Origin of the sequence: Carnobacterium viridans (assembly GCF_900102725.1) — a bacterium.
Lineage (GTDB): Bacteria > Bacillota > Bacilli > Lactobacillales > Carnobacteriaceae > Carnobacterium_B > Carnobacterium_B viridans.
In genome coordinates this window covers 318363-335681 of record NZ_FNJW01000008.1, presented here as the reverse complement: position 1 = coordinate 335681, position 17319 = coordinate 318363, and the positions used below count along the sequence as shown (strand labels likewise).

The window sequence follows — 17319 nt, the reverse complement described above, 5'->3', positions numbered from 1 at the left end:
ATAAGTGTTTTCGAAAAGATGTCAAGACACCTTTTAATTTTTATATAAAAGCCCCAAGATATTCAGTTCTTTTTTTATTCGATCAAATGTTTTTTTGTCTGGACACGCTATTGTATGCAAATGAACGCCACCGGTTAATTCAGATAGTAAGTTGGCTTGTTTATTTTCGATTGCTTCCATAAATTGATCTGCATCATATCGTGAAGAGATCATTAAACGTCCTTTTAATTCTCCGTATATCGGGTGTTCAACAATAACATCAACCACTTCTCCCCCATTATCGACTACCGCATACAATTCAGTTTTTGTTTCTGCTGCATTATGAGAACTAGCTAGTTGACCAAGATATTTGTTCGTCATAGAAGCAGATTCCAATACGTATCCTTTTGGAGTAGCAATGACATCGACTCCACTCGCTCTTAACAAAGCCACGTCGCCCACAATTATTTGGCGACTCACATTTAATCGCGCAGCTAGATTTCTTGCACTTATGGGTCTATTTTCTTGTGATAAAATTGAAATAATGCTGTCCCTTCTTTTCGTTGCCTCCATAAAAATCAGTCCTTTTCCATTATTGCGCTCGTTTTAATCTTATTATACCTTAATTGACCACGTTTGAAGCTTTTAAACAAAACTTCTTATGTGTAGGAAGTATTTCTAAATATGCTATACTTTAAAAAACGATGTCAGTTAGGAGGTTCCAATGAAACTATTTAAACTCAGTTTACTTATCTTGATCAGTTTAATACTCCCTTTTTGTTTATATGGTTACTATCAAAATCGCTCGTTAGATGTTGAGTACCAAACGATTACACTCGATGATCTACCCTCAGAACTAGATCAATTAAAAATCGTCCACGTATCAGATACCCATTTTGAAAGAAATCGCATCTCAATTGAAACATTGCTTTCTGAAATAGAACAAGCTCAACCAGATCTGATTTTTTTAACAGGAGATTTAATTGATCGCACAGCCGACTTAAGCAATATACCTTTAGAAGAATTCGGCCACTCCTTGAGCGCTCTTGCGCCAACTTACGCTGTATCGGGAAACCATGAAACAAGCAGCGGTCAATTAAATGAATGGGATCAAGAAATCAATCAAAGCGGAGTTACGTTATTAAACAATGAACAGATCACTATAGATTTCAACGGCGCTCAGTTAGCTTTAGTAGGTGTTAAAGATGAAGATTATCCTATTGATGTACCTATGATAAATTTTATAACAGACATGCCTGTATTGTTACTCGCTCATCATCCTGAATATTTTGAAGATTATCTAACTTCTAACCCTCTTATTGAACCAGATATCACATTTAGCGGTCATGCTCATGGCGGCCAAATAAGACTCCCTCTTATAGGTCCGTTGTACGCTCCTGGTCAGGGCTTCTTTCCTAAATACACCACAGGAATCTATACTAGTGAAGTAGACCCCTCAAAAAAATTAGTCGTAAGTCGAGGAATCGGAAATAGCCTATTTCCATTTCGAATCAATAATAAACCCCATTTGTTAGTAATCACTCTTGAACGCACTAAATAAACTAAACCACTTATGAGAAATCTTTTTCTTTCCTCATAAGTGGTTTAGTTATATCTATGTTATTGACTAAATTGGGCCTCATACAGTCTTTTATATGGCCCATTTTTTGCTAATAATTCTTCGTGACTGCCTTCTTCCGTAATCCCTTCTTCATTTACCACGATGATACGTGTAGCATGCTTGATTGTCGCTAAACGATGCGCAATGATCAATGTCGTGCGACCTTCGGCTAATGAGTTTAAAGATTCTTGAATCACTTGTTCTGTTTCAGTGTCCAAAGCAGAGGTTGCTTCATCTAAAATCAAGATCGGAGGATTCTTTAAAAACATACGAGCAATCGATAAGCGTTGTTTTTGTCCGCCTGATAATTTTACGCCTCGCTCACCAATAATCGTATCCAATCCTTCTGGCATCTCATCAACAACTTTTTCCAAATGCGCTAATTGAACTGCTTTACGGATCTCTTCTTCACTAGCATCTAGTTTCCCATAGGCCACGTTTTCTCTGATGCTCCCTGGAAAAAGGTACACATCTTGTTGGACAACACCAACTTGATCCCGCAATGACTGCATTGTCATATCTTGAATGTTGATTCCATCGATGGTTACTTCTCCTTCACTGACCTCATAAAAACGAGGCAGCAAATTACAGATAGTCGTCTTCCCTGCGCCACTAGGTCCAACAAATGCTACCGTTTCACCTGCACGAATCGATAAATTAATTTTGTCCAACACTTTTTTGGATGAGTCGTACCAAAAAGAAACTTGTTTGTATTCAATATCCCCTTTTAAACGGTCGACTACAATCGCCTGTTCTTTATCTTGAATAGTAGGTTTTTTATCTAGTTCTTCTGTTAATCTCTTAAATCCTGCAATTCCTTTAGGGTAACTCTCAATCATCGTGTTCACTTTTTCAATCGGACGAACAAATACATTAGATAATAAGATAAATCCTACAAAATCACCATAACTAATTTCACCTTGGATTGTATAATATGCTCCAAAAAATAAGGCAAATAAGTTAATTAAACGAATCAGTAAATAATTATAGGAAGAGCTGATGGCCATCATCTTATAGAATAAAATTTTGGATGATCGGTAAGCTTGATTCAGTAACTCAAATCTTCCGGCTTCGTGTTCTTCATTTGCAAAGGCTTGAACCACACGTATTCCACTAACAGACGACTCTATACCTGCACTAAATTCGCCTAAATCATTAAAGATTTTTGTATTTATTTTGGTCATGCGTTTATTGAAAAATACTAATGCAATAGTAATAAAAGGAATCATCACGAATGTTGCCAAAGCTAATTGAACGTGTACAGTCAACATCAATAAAAATGCCCCACCTAAAGTAATGATGGTGATAAACACATCTTCGGGACCATGGTGAGCAACTTCCGATATTTCGAATAAGTCCGTTGTCAAGCGCGTCATTAACTTCCCTGTCTTTTGATTGTCATAATAACTGAACGGCTGCTCTTGCAAGTGGCCATACAATTCACGACGCATATCTGTTTCGATATTCACCCCCAGTTTGTGTCCAAAATAAACGACTACATACTGCAAATAAGTGTTGACTACATACAAAAACAATAACGATAGTGAAACTGTTACAATCAATGACCAATTTGCTGAAGGCAATAGGTCATCAATAACTTGATTTACTACCAACGGAAACGACAATTCTAAAACAGCTGCGAGTATCGCACAGCCAAAATCTAAAATAAATAATTTTTTATACGGCTTATAATAACTAAAAAAACGTTTTAACATAGGATCCTCCAATCTGATTTAGCCAATTTAATGAACAAAAATTTTTTATGTACCTTATTTAGTTTGAACGTACTCCATCAAGATGACCACATGATTGTATTGTTCATCTTTGGCAGCATAGATAAACGTCACCGGAGTGTATTGCAATTGCTCAAAAATATGTTGTTTAAATTTTTCCGCGTGTGGATTGGCTTCTAATTCAGCCCAATAAGCTTGTTTAAACGCATTAAATTTTTGTGGTTGATGGTTAAATGCTTGGCGAATCGTTGGAGTTGGAGCAATTTCTTTTGCCCATTCTTTTATATCGGCTTTTTCTTTTGCTACTCCTCTTGGCCACAGTCGATCCACTAAAATACGGTAGCCATCTTCTTTTTCTACTTTTTCATAAACTCGTTTCATGGTTAAGGGATGTTTAAGCATAGTTGTCCACTCCTTTATCCAATTAAATAAAAACCCCACTAAGGAAAATTTTATCCTTAATGGAGCATAAAGTAAACCTATTTGCTAAAGGCTATTTAACAACTAATTTATCTACACTTGCAAAAGACAACACAAAATCAGAAATCTGCATCAACAACGCTAAACGATTATTTCGAACAGCTTCATTGTCTGCCATAACCATATTTTCATTGAAAAAGGCTTCAATCAATGGTTGTAGCTGTTCAAAAGCTTCATAGCTCTGACTGCTGTTTTCTTGGCTAGACTCTGTTGCAATTGTAGCAAATGATTCATACAAGTTTTGTTCAGATGGTGTTTCAAATAAAGCAGGATTTACTGAAGCTTGTGTTTGAGCAAGGAGTTCTTCTCCTTTAGCAGCTAAATTTAAAACACGAGTCAGCGCTTCGATGGTTGGTTTAAAAACAGCATCTGATAAATGACCATTAATGATTCGACTAGCTTCGATCAATTTCAGTACATTATCTTGACGAGAATTTAAAGCTGCATCAATAACATCATGACGAATGCTCTCTGCCATTAATAATTGACGTACACGTGCTTTAATAAAATCAATGACTTGTGGAGTGCTTGATTGGTAACCTTCTACCAAAGCGCTCTGTGTAATCACAGGAGCAGCTAAAATACTTTCCTTAAGTGAGTCCATAGGGAAAACCCAATTTTTTGATTCAATAATGCGTACAATACCGTATGTCTGACGTCTCAAGGCATATGGATCATTAGATCCAGTTGGAATCCTTCCGACTGCGAAGAAACTCAAGACACTTTCCAATTTATCGGCGATAGCTAATACTGCTCCAACAGACGATTGTGGAAGTTCTCCCTCACTTGAGATCGGCATATAGTGTTCTCTGATAGCTGCAGCTACAGCTGGGTTCTCACCTTGCATCAAGGCATACTTTTCACCCATGATTCCTTGCAATTCAGGAAATTCTCCTACCATATTGGTTACCAAATCAAATTTATAGATTTCAGAGGCACGTTTTAAATCTGTTAACTCAGTCGTCGTTAAGCCAACTTGTTTCCCAATCAATTGAGCAATAGCTTGTACTCGGTTCATTTTTTCATAGATTGAACCGATTTTCTCATGAAATGTCACTTGTTTTAAACGATCGACACAAGAAGCAATCGTTAATTTTTGGTCTTCTTCAAAGAAGAATTGGCCATCATCTAAACGGGCAGTCAATACTTTTTCATTTCCTTTTGCAACTGTCTCAATGTGTTCAGCATTTCCATTACGAACAGAGATAAAGTAAGGTAAAATACTCCCCTCGCTATCTTTCACTCCAAAATAACGCTGATGGTCTTTCATGGATGTGATCAATACTTCTTCTGGTAAATCGAGGTATTTTTTATCAAATGAACCATAAAAAGCAGTTGGGTATTCAATCAAGTTGTTTACTTCTTCTAGTAATGTTTCATCAAATGTAACAGACCATTGATTTGCTTCCATCAACTCTTCAATTTGATTCACGATCATTTGTTTACGTTTAGCACTGTCCGCAATCACATAAACATTTTCTAACGTTTTTTCATAGTCTAATGCATGAGTAAACGTAACATCATGTCCTAAAAAGCGGTGTCCGCGAGAGGTATTTGATGTTTGAATATCCAGTATTTTAAAAGGAATCACTTCATCATCTAATAGTGCTGTCAGCCAATGAAATGGGCGGATGTATTTGAAAGAGTGGTTGCCCCAATGCATGCTTACTGGGAAAGTCATAGACGTGATCACTTCATCTAAACCAACTAGAATTTCTTTAGCGGTTTTACCTGAAATAAATTTATCTACATAAACATACTCAACGTCTTTAATTGATTTAAAATAAATATCCTCAGTCGTTGCTCCTTGACCACGCGCAAATCCTATAGCTGCTTTACTCCAATTTCCCTCAGCATCTTGAGCTATTTTTTTTGCAGGGCCTTTTACAGATTCTTCGATATCTTCTTGTTTTTCAGCAATATCCTTCACAATGACCGCTAGACGACGTGGCGTTGAAAAAGGAATCACTTCTCCATGTGCTAACCTATTTTCTTTTAAAAAGGCAGCTACTTTTTGTGTTAATTGTTTGCTGCTTGGGGTAACGATATGAGCGGGTACTTCTTCTAAACCGATTTCTAATAACAGATTTTTAGTCATATTATTTTGCCTCCTTGTTTTCGATAGATTGACCTTGAAGCAAAGGGAATCCTAATTTTTCGCGTTCGGTAACAAAAGCTTTTGCAATCGAACGAGCCATTTTACGAATACGAGCCAGATATCCGGCACGTTCAGTAACCGAAACGGCCCCTCTTGCGTCTAACAAATTAAAGGTGTGGCTACATTTTAAAACATAATCATAAGCTGGATGAACCAACCCGGCTTCAATTTGAGTAGTCGCTTCTTTTTCATATTCATTAAATAACATTAAAAGCATCTCTTGATTGCTGTTTTCAAAAGCGTATTTTGAATGTTCGTATTCAGGCTGAATAAAAATTTCACCATATTTTACGCCTTTTGTCCATTCAATATCATACACACTGTCGACATCTTGAATGTAAGAAGCTAAACGTTCTAAACCAAATGTGATCTCACTGGTTACAGGATTGCATTCTAACCCACCAACTTGTTGGAAATACGTAAATTGAGTGATTTCCATTCCATCTAACCAAACTTCCCAACCTAGACCTGCACAGCCCATAGAAGGATTTTCCCAGTTGTCTTCCACGAAACGAATATCGTGTTCTAAAGGATCAATGCCTAGTAAGCGAAGACTTTCTAAATAAAGTTCTTGGATGTTATCTGGTGAAGGTTTCATAACGACTTGAAATTGGTGGTGTTGGAATAAACGGTTTGGATTTTCACCATAACGACCATCTGCTGGACGTCTTGAAGGTTCTACATAAGCTGCATTCCATGGTTCAGGCCCAATAGCACGTAAAAACGTATAAGGACTCATTGTTCCTGCTCCTTTTTCTGTATCATAGGACTGGAGCAACAGGCACCCTTGATCAGACCAATAGTTTTGTAAAGTCAATATAATTTCTTGAAACGTTAAACTGTTTTCTTTCATTACGCATTCTCCTTTTCATTTCAAATCCTAATGGGTAACTAAAAAATACTCTTCGTCAAATGGTGTTGATAGAAGAAAATAACATTTCTTCTGGAATAGACGGGTTTGCTTGTGGAGAGCTATGGAATCCAATGCAAGCTACAAGCCAAACCCTATTCCTCCAGAAATATCCTGCAACTAATTTAACTAAGCTATCAACACTAAAAAATATAGAGCCCTAAAAAATAAGACAAAAAAAGTCCCTATGCTGATATTGATCAGCATAGGGACGATAGTACAATCGCGGTTCCACCCTAATTCTAGTTTGTATAAAACTAGCATCTCTTTTAGTAAACAGCTCCAGAAGGCCTTTCAAAATTTTTTCTATACTTGGCTTTCACTAACCCAAATTCGCTTTTATAGAGGTAAAATTTTTACTCTTTTCTTTCATCGCTGGTTATTCAGTTGTTACTATCATAGCTTGTCATAAGAACTTTTGTCAATCATTACTTTCATTCTTATCTGGTGCTTCATTCGGAGGAACTCTTTTATCTATTAGGAGGTTACCCCAGGTATACATTTGGTCGATAAATTTTTTACTTTTCAACTTGATTCCAACGGACTCTTCATAGATAAGATCAATCAACGTTCTGATTTCTCGTTTTGTTTCTTCTTTAACTGTAATAGTACCTAGTTGATCCAATGAGACTACTGAAAACAAACGAACAAAATGAATTGCTCTTCTGCTTGCATGGTAACGATGGCGATCTAAATGCCAATGATTTTGGCATAACAATCCACCATAACTGCCTGAGTAATCAAAAGGTCCCTCTGTATTTCCGCATACACGGCAGCCTCTTAATTCAGGCGAAACACCAAAGTATGGGAGAATTTGGATTTCAAATATATTTACCACGATTTCAGGATCCGTTTCTTCATCAATTTCGGTTAAACACCGGTCTATTTTATGAAATAACGTACTATCCACAATTCCATCGTCTAAAGCTGCATCAGCTAAATTTAAAATATACGTTGCATAAGCATTTAAAAAAATATCGGTTTGCATACTTTTATACTGATCAACTTCTTTTGCATCTCTTATAAAACAAAGTCCAGTATCACGAATATCCGCAATATACGTCGCTTTCGTAAATGGCAATACCGCGGTTCTAAGTTTGTTCTTTTGTTTCCTGGTTCCTTTAACAAAAAACATTCTCTTGCCAAAGCGATTCGTAAATAATTTAACTAATTGATCATTTTCGCGATGATTTCGCACAGATAACACAATGCCTTCTACTTCTTCTACTTGAGCCATTTAGAATCCTCCTACGAGTTACAATCTCCGCTTAAAAAAACAAACCATAAAAATATGGTTTGTTTTTTTAGTTGGTTCATGCTACTTAATAATCATCTTTGCGGTAACCATAGTCTTGTAAATTCGTTTGACGATCGCGCCAATCTTTTTGAACTTTTACCCAAAGATCAAGGTAAATTTTGTCTCCCAACAATACTTCGATATCTCTTCTCGCACGGATGCCAATATCTTTCAGCATTTTTCCGCCTTTGCCAATAATAATCCCTTTTTGACTTGAACGTTCTACAATGATCGCTGCATGAACTTGAACTTTCCCCAGTTCGTTGCGTTGCATACTTTCTACTACTACCGCCACAGAATGAGGAACTTCTTCTCTAGTCAACTCTAAAACTTTCTCACGAATCAATTCAGAAACGATAAAGTATTCGGGATGATCGGTCACTTGATCTTCCGGGTAGAATTGAGGTCCAGTTGGTAGATATTTTGTAATTTCCTCTAACAGTGTATCTACATTGTTTCCTTCAGAGGCTGAAATCGGAATAACTTGTGCAAAATCTACTAATGAACGGTAATCTTCGATAATCGGCAGTAATTGATCTGGATGTATTTTATCAATTTTATTCAAAACTAAAAACACGGGACTTTTTACTGTTTTTAGTTTTTCCATGATAAAGTTATCTCCAGGACCGCGTTTTTCTGCAATATTCACCATAAATAAAATCACATCAACTTCTCTAAAAGCACTAAAAGCTGAATCTACCATGAAATCCCCTAGACGATGTTTGGGTTTATGAATACCAGGAGTATCAATAAATACGATTTGCGATTCTGGAGTCGTGTAGATCCCTTGAATTTTATTTCTTGTTGTTTGAGCTTTATCACTCATGATTGCTATTTTTTGTCCTACTATTCTATTTAACAACGTTGATTTACCAACATTTGGACGTCCCACTATAGAAACAAAACCCGATTTGTGCTCATTTGTATTTTTCATTAAACCATATCCTCCGATTTAAAAGCTCCGGGTAGCAATTCGCTAACCGTTGTTATCTGTTTATTTCCTTTATTGTTCGTTAGTAAGACAGGCATATCGGGACCACAAAATTCTGCTAGTACTTGTCTGCAAGCCCCACAAGGTGAGATAGGTCCATCTGTATCGCCGGTAACCACCAAATATTCAAACTCTTTTTTCCCTTCAGAAACTGCTTTAAAAATCGCTGTACGTTCAGCACAATTGGTTAAACCAAAAGAGGCGTTCTCAATATTACATCCTGAAAATACTTCTCCCTCTTTCGTTAAAAGAGCTGCTCCAACTGGAAATTTAGAATAAGGAACATAAGCTTTGTCTAACATGTCCGTTGCTTTTTGAATTAAATCTTCGACTTTTTGTTCTTCAATGTGCATAAATGTTGATCTCCTTTAAAATAATTTTTGCCATAATTTAGGTAATATAATAATAGCTGCTACTACAACAGAAAATCCCGCTGTCATCAGAACAGCTGCTGCAGCCATGTCTTTCGCTTTCTTTGCCAAAGGGTGGTACCGTTCTCCAGCAGCTAAATCAACCACATTTTCAATGACTGTATTCCAAACTTCCATTATGATCACTAGAGATATACTAAAAATAACCCATAACCATTCATTGACAGCTAAATTAAGGAACAGGCACAACACTAAGACGATTGAACCAATCACAATATGAGAACGCATATTCCGCTCTTCTTGAAATACAGTTAGAACTCCTTTAAATGCAAATTTAAAGGAATCTAAAAATCTAGAGTTTTTCACTACTTCCTGTTTATCTTTTAAGTCCATAGGCTTCCAATATCTCTTTCTGCAATCCAAACATTTCTTTTTCATCTTCGGGGGTCATGTGATCGTACCCATTCAAATGCAAGAATCCATGTAAGGCCAAAAATCCTAATTCTCGATCAAAAGAATGTCCATATTCATCGGCTTGGCTTGCGGTTTTATCAACAGAAATAATAATATCGCCAATATTTCTTGGCATTGGCTCTTCTAAAGTATCAAAGTTGATCATTAATTCGTCTTCTACTTCATCTTCAATAGCAAAACTGATGACGTCAGTCGGTTGATCTTTTCCACGATAGGTCTTATTGATTTTTTGACTGTTTTCATCATCAACAAATGTCACTGACATCTCAGTATCCCTTGGCAATTCTAAATGATTTCCAGCAAATTCCAATAACGACTGGATTAATTCATTTTGTTCAGTAGTAATTTTATTGGTTTCATCATATAAATCTAACTCCATAAGTCCTATCTCACTCCTTTTTTATCCCACAATTGTACCCCTCACCTGGTATTACTTAGTCAATGTAGGGTATTCAATCCTCGAATGGAACGTACCATTCAATCCTTCACAAATCGCTTTTTCAACTACTTTCAATTCACGTAAAGAAATCGAACATTCATCAAATTGACCATCTGTGATTCTTCCATTAATTAAATGATGAACGAACTTTTCAATCGATTCTTTAGTCGGATGCGACATAGACCTTACAGCTGCCTCAGCACTATCTGCAATATTGATGACAGCTGCTTCTTTTGTTTGCGGTTTTGGTCCTGGATACCTAAAGTCACTTTCAAGTACAGATTCATCTTTCTCTTTAGCCGTAACATAAAAATATTTCATAAGGGTTGTCCCATGATGCTGAGCACAGATATCAATAATCGATTGAGGCATTTTAGCCGCTTTAAGCATTTTGACTCCTTCACTAACATGTCCAAAAATAATTTCTTTGCTTTCAAAAGGGGTTAATAAATTGTGTGGATTTTCCATCCCAGGCGGCAAATTTTCCACAAAAAAGATTGAATGACGCAATTTGCCAACATCATGATAGTAACAAGCTACTCGAGCAAATAAGGAATCTCCTCCTATAGCCCCGACTGCATTTGCGCTTAAGTTCGCTACCATCAAACTATGATGATAGGTCCCCGGAGCTTTTGTCAGCAGTTCTTTTAGCAAGGGGCTATTCGGATTAGACAATTCAGTTAACGTCAATACGGCATTCTCTTCAAATAAAACCTCAATATACGGCGATAGAAGTACAGCTAGTAAGTAAGAAATGACTCCACTCAAGAGAGCATAGAAAATCATTAGAAAAACTTGTTGCGACCAAAAGTGCATATTTAAGTATAAAATAAATGAACTGATAAACAAAGCATTGAATACAGTGACCCAAATAAAACTAGACCAGAATTGGTTGGTAATTTTAGTTCGTGTAATCATTGTCCCCATCATACCGCTCAATAGGTAGAACAGGACTAATATGATGCTGAAACTAGTGCCTGATTCTGGGCTGAAAATAAAGATAGAAAATGCAGCTGTAAATCCATTGGCCAATATTCCAAAACGACGTGACCCAAATGCCGTCAATAACGTTGAAGCTAAAGCAGCTGGATACAATAAACCGATGTAATCGATATCTGAACTTTGAAGCAGCTGCAAGCTTTTCATCAGCACTAACGAAACGATCATAATAATAGAATAAAACGTAATTTGACGTCCATGTTCGATTCTGTCAATTTTTCTAGATTTACCTAAATAATATAAAAGCAACGCTTGCGTAAAGATCAAGACGATCAAACCATATAAAGATTGCTTTGAAAAAGAATTGTCTAGAACACCTAATAATTCAAGCTGATGCATATCATTGCTGTCAACAACATGTCCTTCTTGAACGATTACCTGCCCTTGCAAAATTAGCGAAGGAGGAACATTCGCCATTTCTTCAATTTTCTTTTGCTCGGTAGCATTTGCATTATAGGTATTATTTTCAACAATGGCATTATCGATGATTAGGCTTGCGATGCGTTGGTTATTTGAGTCTAAATCAGAATAATCCAAGCTGTTATTGGCTTCTACTTTAATTTCACTTACTTCTTCACTTTTAATAGGGTGAGTCATGAATTGTGATATCACAGAAATAATTGATTCTCTCATACCTGATAAGGTTGCTTCATTCGTAGACAACAAATCTGAAACAGCCCAATCTGGAAGCATATCAATAAATTCTTTTGTAGCATCGTCTAAATTAGATAATTTTTCTTTAAATAACCTCAGCATCTCTTCTTCTGATAATTCAGATACCTTTATCTCTGACAATTTCTCAGCACTTATCTCAGGATCGCCTTCGGTAGCTTTTTTTCTTGCTTCTTTTAGGTCAGCATCATATTTTTTATCTGATTCTTGAATCACTTCATCTATCGTAGCAAATAAAATTTCTACTTTTGATGTTTGAATATCCTTCAAGTCTGGGTTATATGTGTATACGGGAGAAACTGTTGATGCGACAGTTTCTTTATTTTCTTTTGTCTTTTCTGTATCTTCTACAGTTGCATTGGCACGTATGGTCTCATCTGCCACTTGAAACAACTCAATATCTAAAGCAGTGGGTTTAACAGTGCTGTACATGATAAAAAATAAAATCACAGAAGTAAGCAAAAGAATAGAAGGAATATATAGCTTGCCCAATTTTTTCTGAAGGCGTATTAAGTTTCTTCGCATTCATTCACTTCCTATTCTTTTTTTCAGAACTCAGTTTTTCGGTTTCATCTTTTTTGATTTCGCCCATTGTTTTTTCTTCGCTATAAGCATTTATAATGCTTGCAACTACTGGATGACGCACGACATCATTCGAATCAAATTGCACAAAATCAATCCCTTTAACTTTGTGCAATACTTTTTCAGCATGGACCAATCCGCTGATAGCTCCTCTAGGCAAATCTATCTGAGTAACATCTCCATTTACAATCATTTTAGAACCAAAACCAAGACGAGTCAAAAACATTTTCATTTGAGCTTTTGTCGTATTTTGTGCTTCATCTAATATAACAAAAGAATCTTCCAAGGTACGTCCTCTCATATAGGCTAATGGAGCAATTTCAATAACATTGCGATCCATCAAACGAGTAGTGTGCTCCAAGCCAAACACACTATATAATGCATCATAGATTGGGCGCAGATACGGATCAACTTTTTCCTTTAAGTCTCCAGGTAAAAAACCAAGATTTTCGCCTGCTTCAACAGCCGGACGAGTCAAAACGATTTTTTTCACTTCCCCTTTTTTCATAGCAGCAACTGCCATGACAACAGCTAAATAAGTTTTACCTGTCCCAGCTGGGCCGATACCAAAAGTAATATCATTTTTTTTAATGGATTGAATATATTGACGTTGACCAAATGTTTTTGCTCGTATTGGTTTGCCGCCATGATCTTTCCCAATTTCTTCTTCATACATGCTGATAAAAAACTGCAATGTATTCTTTTTAGCCATCTTGATGGCAGTAATCACATCTGATGGTCCAATTTGAATGGAGCGTTTGATCAACTCTTCTAATTGATTAAGAATTTCCTCAACTATAGCTGTGTTTTCTTCAGAGCCAATAATTTCCAGATGGCTTCCACGGCTGTTAATGATAACTTCCATTGATTCTTCTAATAACGTTAAATGTTTATCTTGAGTACCAAATAGAATAGCTGTAGCATTTTCATTTTTCAAATTTACTAAACGTGTTTCATTCGTCAAGTTAGTCAACCAAACAACACTCTCCTTCTTCTTTCTATCATTTAAAGAATAGCACATTTTTTGTTTAAAATGAAGCTTTCCTTCTTAGATAAAGATTCAGCTGTATACTTTTTTAGTATTGATAGCTCAGTTAATTTAGTTATAAGATATTTCTGGAGGAATAAGGTTTGCTTGTAGCTTGCATTGGATTCAATGCGAATTACAAAGCGTTAGCGCGTTGGCGATTACGCTTTGTTTAAGGCTTGAAAGCTCTGAAGACTACTGGCTTCAGACGTTCCCTTGGCTCTCCACAAGCAAACCCGTCTATTCCAGAAGAAATTTTATTTTATTCTATCAACACCATATTTAACGAAGAGCTAAAAATTCACATCTTAAACCTTAAGAGCAAAAAAAAAGATAAAGTTAAGAATTATCTTAACTTTATCTTTTTTAACGGATAATCGCTTATCCTTTATGCATTCAAAAGTTCTTTTACTAATCGATTGACTTCGTTACCGTCTGCTTTACCTTTTGTTAAAGGCACAACAACTCCCATAACTTTTCCAAAATCTTTCATAGACTTAGCATCTACTTTAGTAATAGCTTCTTGAATAATCGCTTTAAGTTCGTTTATAGAAAGTTGCTGAGGTAAATAGTTACCAACGAGGTGCATAGCTGCTTCAGTTTGTTCCACTAAGTCTTCTCGACCAGCTTCTTTAAACTCCGCAAGAGATTCACGACGTTGTTTCATTTCGCGAGAAAGAACTGTTAACTCTTCATCCTCACTTAATTCATTACCTTTGCTGATTTGATCATTTTGCAATGCAGCTTTTAACATACGTAGAACAGCTAAAGATTCTTTATCTTTGGCTTTCATCGCAGTTTTAATGTCGTCATTAATGGTTTCTAAAAGTGACAAGACTTTCCCACCCTCAATTCTAAAAGCTTTTTTTACTAGAATTTACGTTTTCTAGCAGCTTCAGATTTTTTCTTACGTTTCACACTTGGTTTTTCATAGAATTCGCGTTTGCGAGCTTCTTGTAAAGTACCTGTTTTTGAAACGGAACGTTTAAAGCGACGAAGAGCATCATCAAGAGATTCATTTTTCTTAATAACTGTTTTTGACATATAAATTCCCTCCCTCCGTGCTTGAAAAAGTAACTGTTATTTTAGAACACATTAATAAAATTACTGTATTCTTAAACACTGTCCTTCCTTATTATATCGAATGTATTTTTTTACGTCAATACAACATTTCCATATTTTAATAAAAAATAAGCAGTTTTTTGCTTTTAATACCATTTATTAAGAACAATTTTCACATTTTCCAAAAATTTCAAATCGATGGGATTCAATCTGGCACCCGTTTAGTTGAGTTTCAAAGAAATTCATTGGGCACATTTCGATTTGTTTTGTTTTTCCACAATTTGTACAAATAAAATGATGATGGTGTCCAGTGTGTTTACACCCAAAACGGAACATTTTTTCTCCGTTTAATTCAGTTTCTTCAAGTACCTCTAATTCTACAAAGGTATAAATGTTTCGATAAATCGTATCGTAACTGATAGAAGGGTATCTTTCTTTCAAACCAAGTTGTACTTCTTTTGCAGTTAGATATCGATTTTCAGCTGCAAATACGGATAACATGTTTTCACGTTTATCTGTATATTTATATCCGTGTTCTTTCAACGTTTTAATTGCTTGTTCAACTGCTGTCATATAAGTGGTCGCCTCCTTTACATGATCCAATTACCATCACATAGTATAACGCATTTGCTACAGCTTAATCAAGTTCTTGATTTCATCATTTTTTAAGTGATTTATTGTTGTTTAGTTGAGGGTTCTTGTATACTATTAATGAAGTAAGCAGATATAAAAAGGAGGAATAACATGTCTTCAAACTCAACGATTAATGTTTATATCATCTCCGATTCAGTAGGCGGAACAGCTAGTCAACTTGGACAAGCTGCTATGACTCAGTTTCCTGATGCAGATATTAAAGTTTCAGCCTACCCTTTCATTCGCGGATCAGATACTCTTTTATCTATTTTAGAAAAAGCAGAAATGGATAATGCAATCGTTCTTCATACATTGGTAGATAAAGCTTTAAATGAAACAGCTAAAACGTTTTGTCAATCGCATGAATTGATTTTTTTTGATCCACTTTCTCCAATCATAAGTGAACTTGAAAAACGTTCTGAAATGGCCCCTATACAAAAACCAGGAGCTTTACACCTTTTAGATGAAACTTATTTTAATCGAATTAAGGCAATTGAATTTGCTGTTAAATTTGATGATGGTCGTGATCCTAAAGGATTTTTAGAAGCTGACATTGTATTGCTGGGAATTTCTAGAACATCAAAAACACCTTTAAGTATGTTTTTAGCTAATCAGAATTATAAAGTGGCTAACTTGCCTCTTATTCCTGAAGCACATATACCCGAACAAATATGGGAAGTAGATCCGAAAAAAATCGTTGGACTAACTAGTGATCGTGAAGCGCTGAACTCCATTCGTCGTGAACGAATGATTACTTATGGAATGAATCCAGATACGGAATATTCTAAATTAGACCGAATTGATAAAGAACTCGTTTTCGCAAAAGACTTGTATGATAAATTAGGATGTTTGGTGATCAATGTTTCAAAAAAATCGATTGAAGAGACAGCTGCAATCATTATCAATACTTTACAAATCGAACATAAGAAATTCGAACAAAACTAATTGGAGCTTAGTTCTAACTGAATAGACCATGTAATCTTTCTATTTGTCGCAAAAAAATAAACCTAAAGAATTAAAGCTTTTAAGCTATAGTTCTTTAGGTTTATTCTTTCTATTTTGAAAGACCAGTCCACTATCTAGAGAAGCTTTAGCTAAAGTTAGTAGTGGTAATCCGGTAAATCGTCTAATTAGTCATAATAAACTTCATCTAGGAACAATCCTTGAGAAGGTACTGTCATGCCGGCATCGCTTCTGATTCCATTCTTAAAGACAGCATCTATAGATGATGGATCTGCCATACCAGACCCAATTTCCAAGAGCGTTCCCATAATGATGCGAATCATTTTATATAGAAAGCCTTCACCTGTGAATGTAAAGTGAAGCAGATCTCCTTCTTTGTGGATCTTGATTTCATCAATCGTTCTAACCGTCGATTTTTTAGATTTTTTGAGTGAAGAGAAACCTATGAAATCATGTGTTCCAACAAGCTTATTGCAAGCCTCGTTCATTTTTTTAAAATCAAGTTCTCCAGGAAAATCATAGCTGAAATTACGTTCAAAAACAGAAGGGACACTATTATTCCAAACATAATAGCTGTATTTTTTCCCACTAGCATTATACCTTGCATGGAATCTTTCAGGTACTTCCTCAAGTTTCTTCACGACAATATCACGTGGGAGATAACGGTTCAAATGATCCAACATCGCTGGAAATTCCATGGTAGATGTTGTTTTGAAATTGGCTACCTGCCCTTTAGCATGAGCTCCGGCATCCGTGCGCCCTGATCCGATTATTTCAGTTTTTGTTCCTGTCATTGCGGTCAAAATATTTTCTATTTTTCCTTGAATGGTTTTGTCTGAATCACTGAGCCTTTGCCAGCCTAAATACCTACCGCCATCATACTCAATCGTCATTTTAATGTTTCTCATTATATCCCTCTTAATCATCT

18 protein-coding genes and 1 other annotated feature are annotated in these 17319 nt (G+C 35.9%); of the genes, 2 read left to right on the top strand and 16 right to left on the bottom strand.

The window, feature by feature from the left end:
- Nucleotides 1–33: 33 nt before the first annotated feature.
- Nucleotides 34–552, bottom strand: a complete 519-nt coding sequence (locus BLT48_RS03055) for a transcription repressor NadR (protein ID WP_035022946.1) — start codon at nt 550–552, stop codon at nt 34–36.
- Between the two features lie 151 nt (nt 553–703).
- Between BLT48_RS03055 and BLT48_RS03050 the strand changes: the two genes are divergently transcribed.
- Nucleotides 704–1540, top strand: coding sequence for a metallophosphoesterase (locus BLT48_RS03050; protein WP_089975127.1), 837 nt, complete (start codon nt 704–706; stop codon nt 1538–1540).
- Nucleotides 1541–1599: 59 nt separating this feature from the next.
- Here BLT48_RS03050 and BLT48_RS03045 read toward each other — a convergent pair whose 3' ends face one another.
- The 14 genes from BLT48_RS03045 to BLT48_RS02980 all read right to left on the bottom strand — a co-directional run bounded on the left by BLT48_RS03045 (nt 1600) and on the right by BLT48_RS02980 (nt 15368).
- Nucleotides 1600–3315: an ABC transporter ATP-binding protein gene (locus BLT48_RS03045; RefSeq protein ID WP_089975124.1), complete on the bottom strand. Its 1716-nt coding sequence runs from the start codon at nt 3313–3315 to the stop codon at nt 1600–1602.
- Nucleotides 3316–3369: 54 nt separating this feature from the next.
- Nucleotides 3370–3735, bottom strand: coding sequence for a DUF488 domain-containing protein (locus BLT48_RS03040; protein ID WP_226776652.1), 366 nt, complete (start codon nt 3733–3735; stop codon nt 3370–3372).
- A gap of 91 nt (nt 3736–3826) precedes the next feature.
- Nucleotides 3827–5911, bottom strand: a complete 2085-nt coding sequence (gene glyS / locus BLT48_RS03035; RefSeq protein ID WP_089975121.1) for a glycine--tRNA ligase subunit beta — start codon at nt 5909–5911, stop codon at nt 3827–3829.
- 1 nt (nt 5912) lies between these two features.
- Nucleotides 5913–6824, bottom strand: a complete 912-nt coding sequence (glyQ, locus tag BLT48_RS03030) for a glycine--tRNA ligase subunit alpha (RefSeq protein WP_035022930.1) — start codon at nt 6822–6824, stop codon at nt 5913–5915.
- Between the two features lie 261 nt (nt 6825–7085).
- Nucleotides 7086–7263 (bottom strand) — a binding site (T-box leader).
- A 39-nt stretch (nt 7264–7302) separates the two neighbouring features.
- Complete coding sequence (recO, locus tag BLT48_RS03025; RefSeq protein WP_035022927.1) at nt 7303–8118, bottom strand: DNA repair protein RecO; 816 nt, start codon at nt 8116–8118, stop codon at nt 7303–7305.
- Nucleotides 8119–8203: 85 nt separating this feature from the next.
- Entirely contained in the window at nt 8204–9112 is a 909-nt protein-coding gene (gene era / locus BLT48_RS03020; protein WP_035022924.1) for a GTPase Era, read from the bottom strand.
- Nucleotides 9112–9522, bottom strand: coding sequence for a cytidine deaminase (locus tag BLT48_RS03015; RefSeq protein WP_035022922.1), 411 nt, complete (start codon nt 9520–9522; stop codon nt 9112–9114). Before BLT48_RS03015 ends, era begins: the two co-directional genes overlap by 1 nt.
- Before the next feature lie 15 nt (nt 9523–9537).
- Nucleotides 9538–9933, bottom strand: a complete 396-nt coding sequence (locus tag BLT48_RS03010; protein ID WP_035022919.1) for a diacylglycerol kinase family protein — start codon at nt 9931–9933, stop codon at nt 9538–9540.
- Nucleotides 9917–10393 carry an rRNA maturation RNase YbeY gene (gene ybeY / locus BLT48_RS03005; RefSeq protein ID WP_035022917.1) on the bottom strand — a complete coding sequence of 159 codons (477 nt, stop codon included), beginning with the start codon at nt 10391–10393 and terminating at the stop codon, nt 9917–9919. Before ybeY ends, BLT48_RS03010 begins: the two co-directional genes overlap by 17 nt.
- Nucleotides 10394–10444: 51 nt before the next feature.
- On the bottom strand, nt 10445–12649 hold the full coding sequence (locus BLT48_RS03000) for an HD family phosphohydrolase (protein ID WP_089975118.1): 2205 nt from the start codon (nt 12647–12649) through the stop codon (nt 10445–10447).
- 4 nt (nt 12650–12653) lie between these two features.
- Nucleotides 12654–13670 carry a PhoH family protein gene (locus BLT48_RS02995; protein ID WP_089978626.1) on the bottom strand — a complete coding sequence of 339 codons (1017 nt, stop codon included), beginning with the start codon at nt 13668–13670 and terminating at the stop codon, nt 12654–12656.
- Nucleotides 13671–14121: 451 nt separating this feature from the next.
- A complete protein-coding gene (locus BLT48_RS02990; RefSeq protein WP_035022913.1) occupies nt 14122–14568 on the bottom strand; it encodes a GatB/YqeY domain-containing protein in 447 nt (148 codons plus the stop codon).
- A gap of 35 nt (nt 14569–14603) precedes the next feature.
- On the bottom strand, nt 14604–14777 hold the full coding sequence (gene rpsU / locus BLT48_RS02985; protein WP_007725241.1) for a 30S ribosomal protein S21: 174 nt from the start codon (nt 14775–14777) through the stop codon (nt 14604–14606).
- A gap of 177 nt (nt 14778–14954) precedes the next feature.
- Nucleotides 14955–15368: a Fur family transcriptional regulator gene (locus BLT48_RS02980; protein ID WP_035022910.1), complete on the bottom strand. Its 414-nt coding sequence runs from the start codon at nt 15366–15368 to the stop codon at nt 14955–14957.
- Between the two features lie 171 nt (nt 15369–15539).
- Between BLT48_RS02980 and BLT48_RS02975 the strand changes: the two genes are divergently transcribed.
- Nucleotides 15540–16373, top strand: coding sequence for a pyruvate, water dikinase regulatory protein (locus BLT48_RS02975; protein WP_089975115.1), 834 nt, complete (start codon nt 15540–15542; stop codon nt 16371–16373).
- A gap of 185 nt (nt 16374–16558) precedes the next feature.
- On the opposite strand, the gene truA is transcribed toward BLT48_RS02975, so the two are convergent.
- Nucleotides 16559–17299, bottom strand: a complete 741-nt coding sequence (gene truA / locus BLT48_RS02970) for a tRNA pseudouridine(38-40) synthase TruA (protein WP_089975113.1) — start codon at nt 17297–17299, stop codon at nt 16559–16561.
- Nucleotides 17300–17319 lie beyond the last annotated feature (20 nt).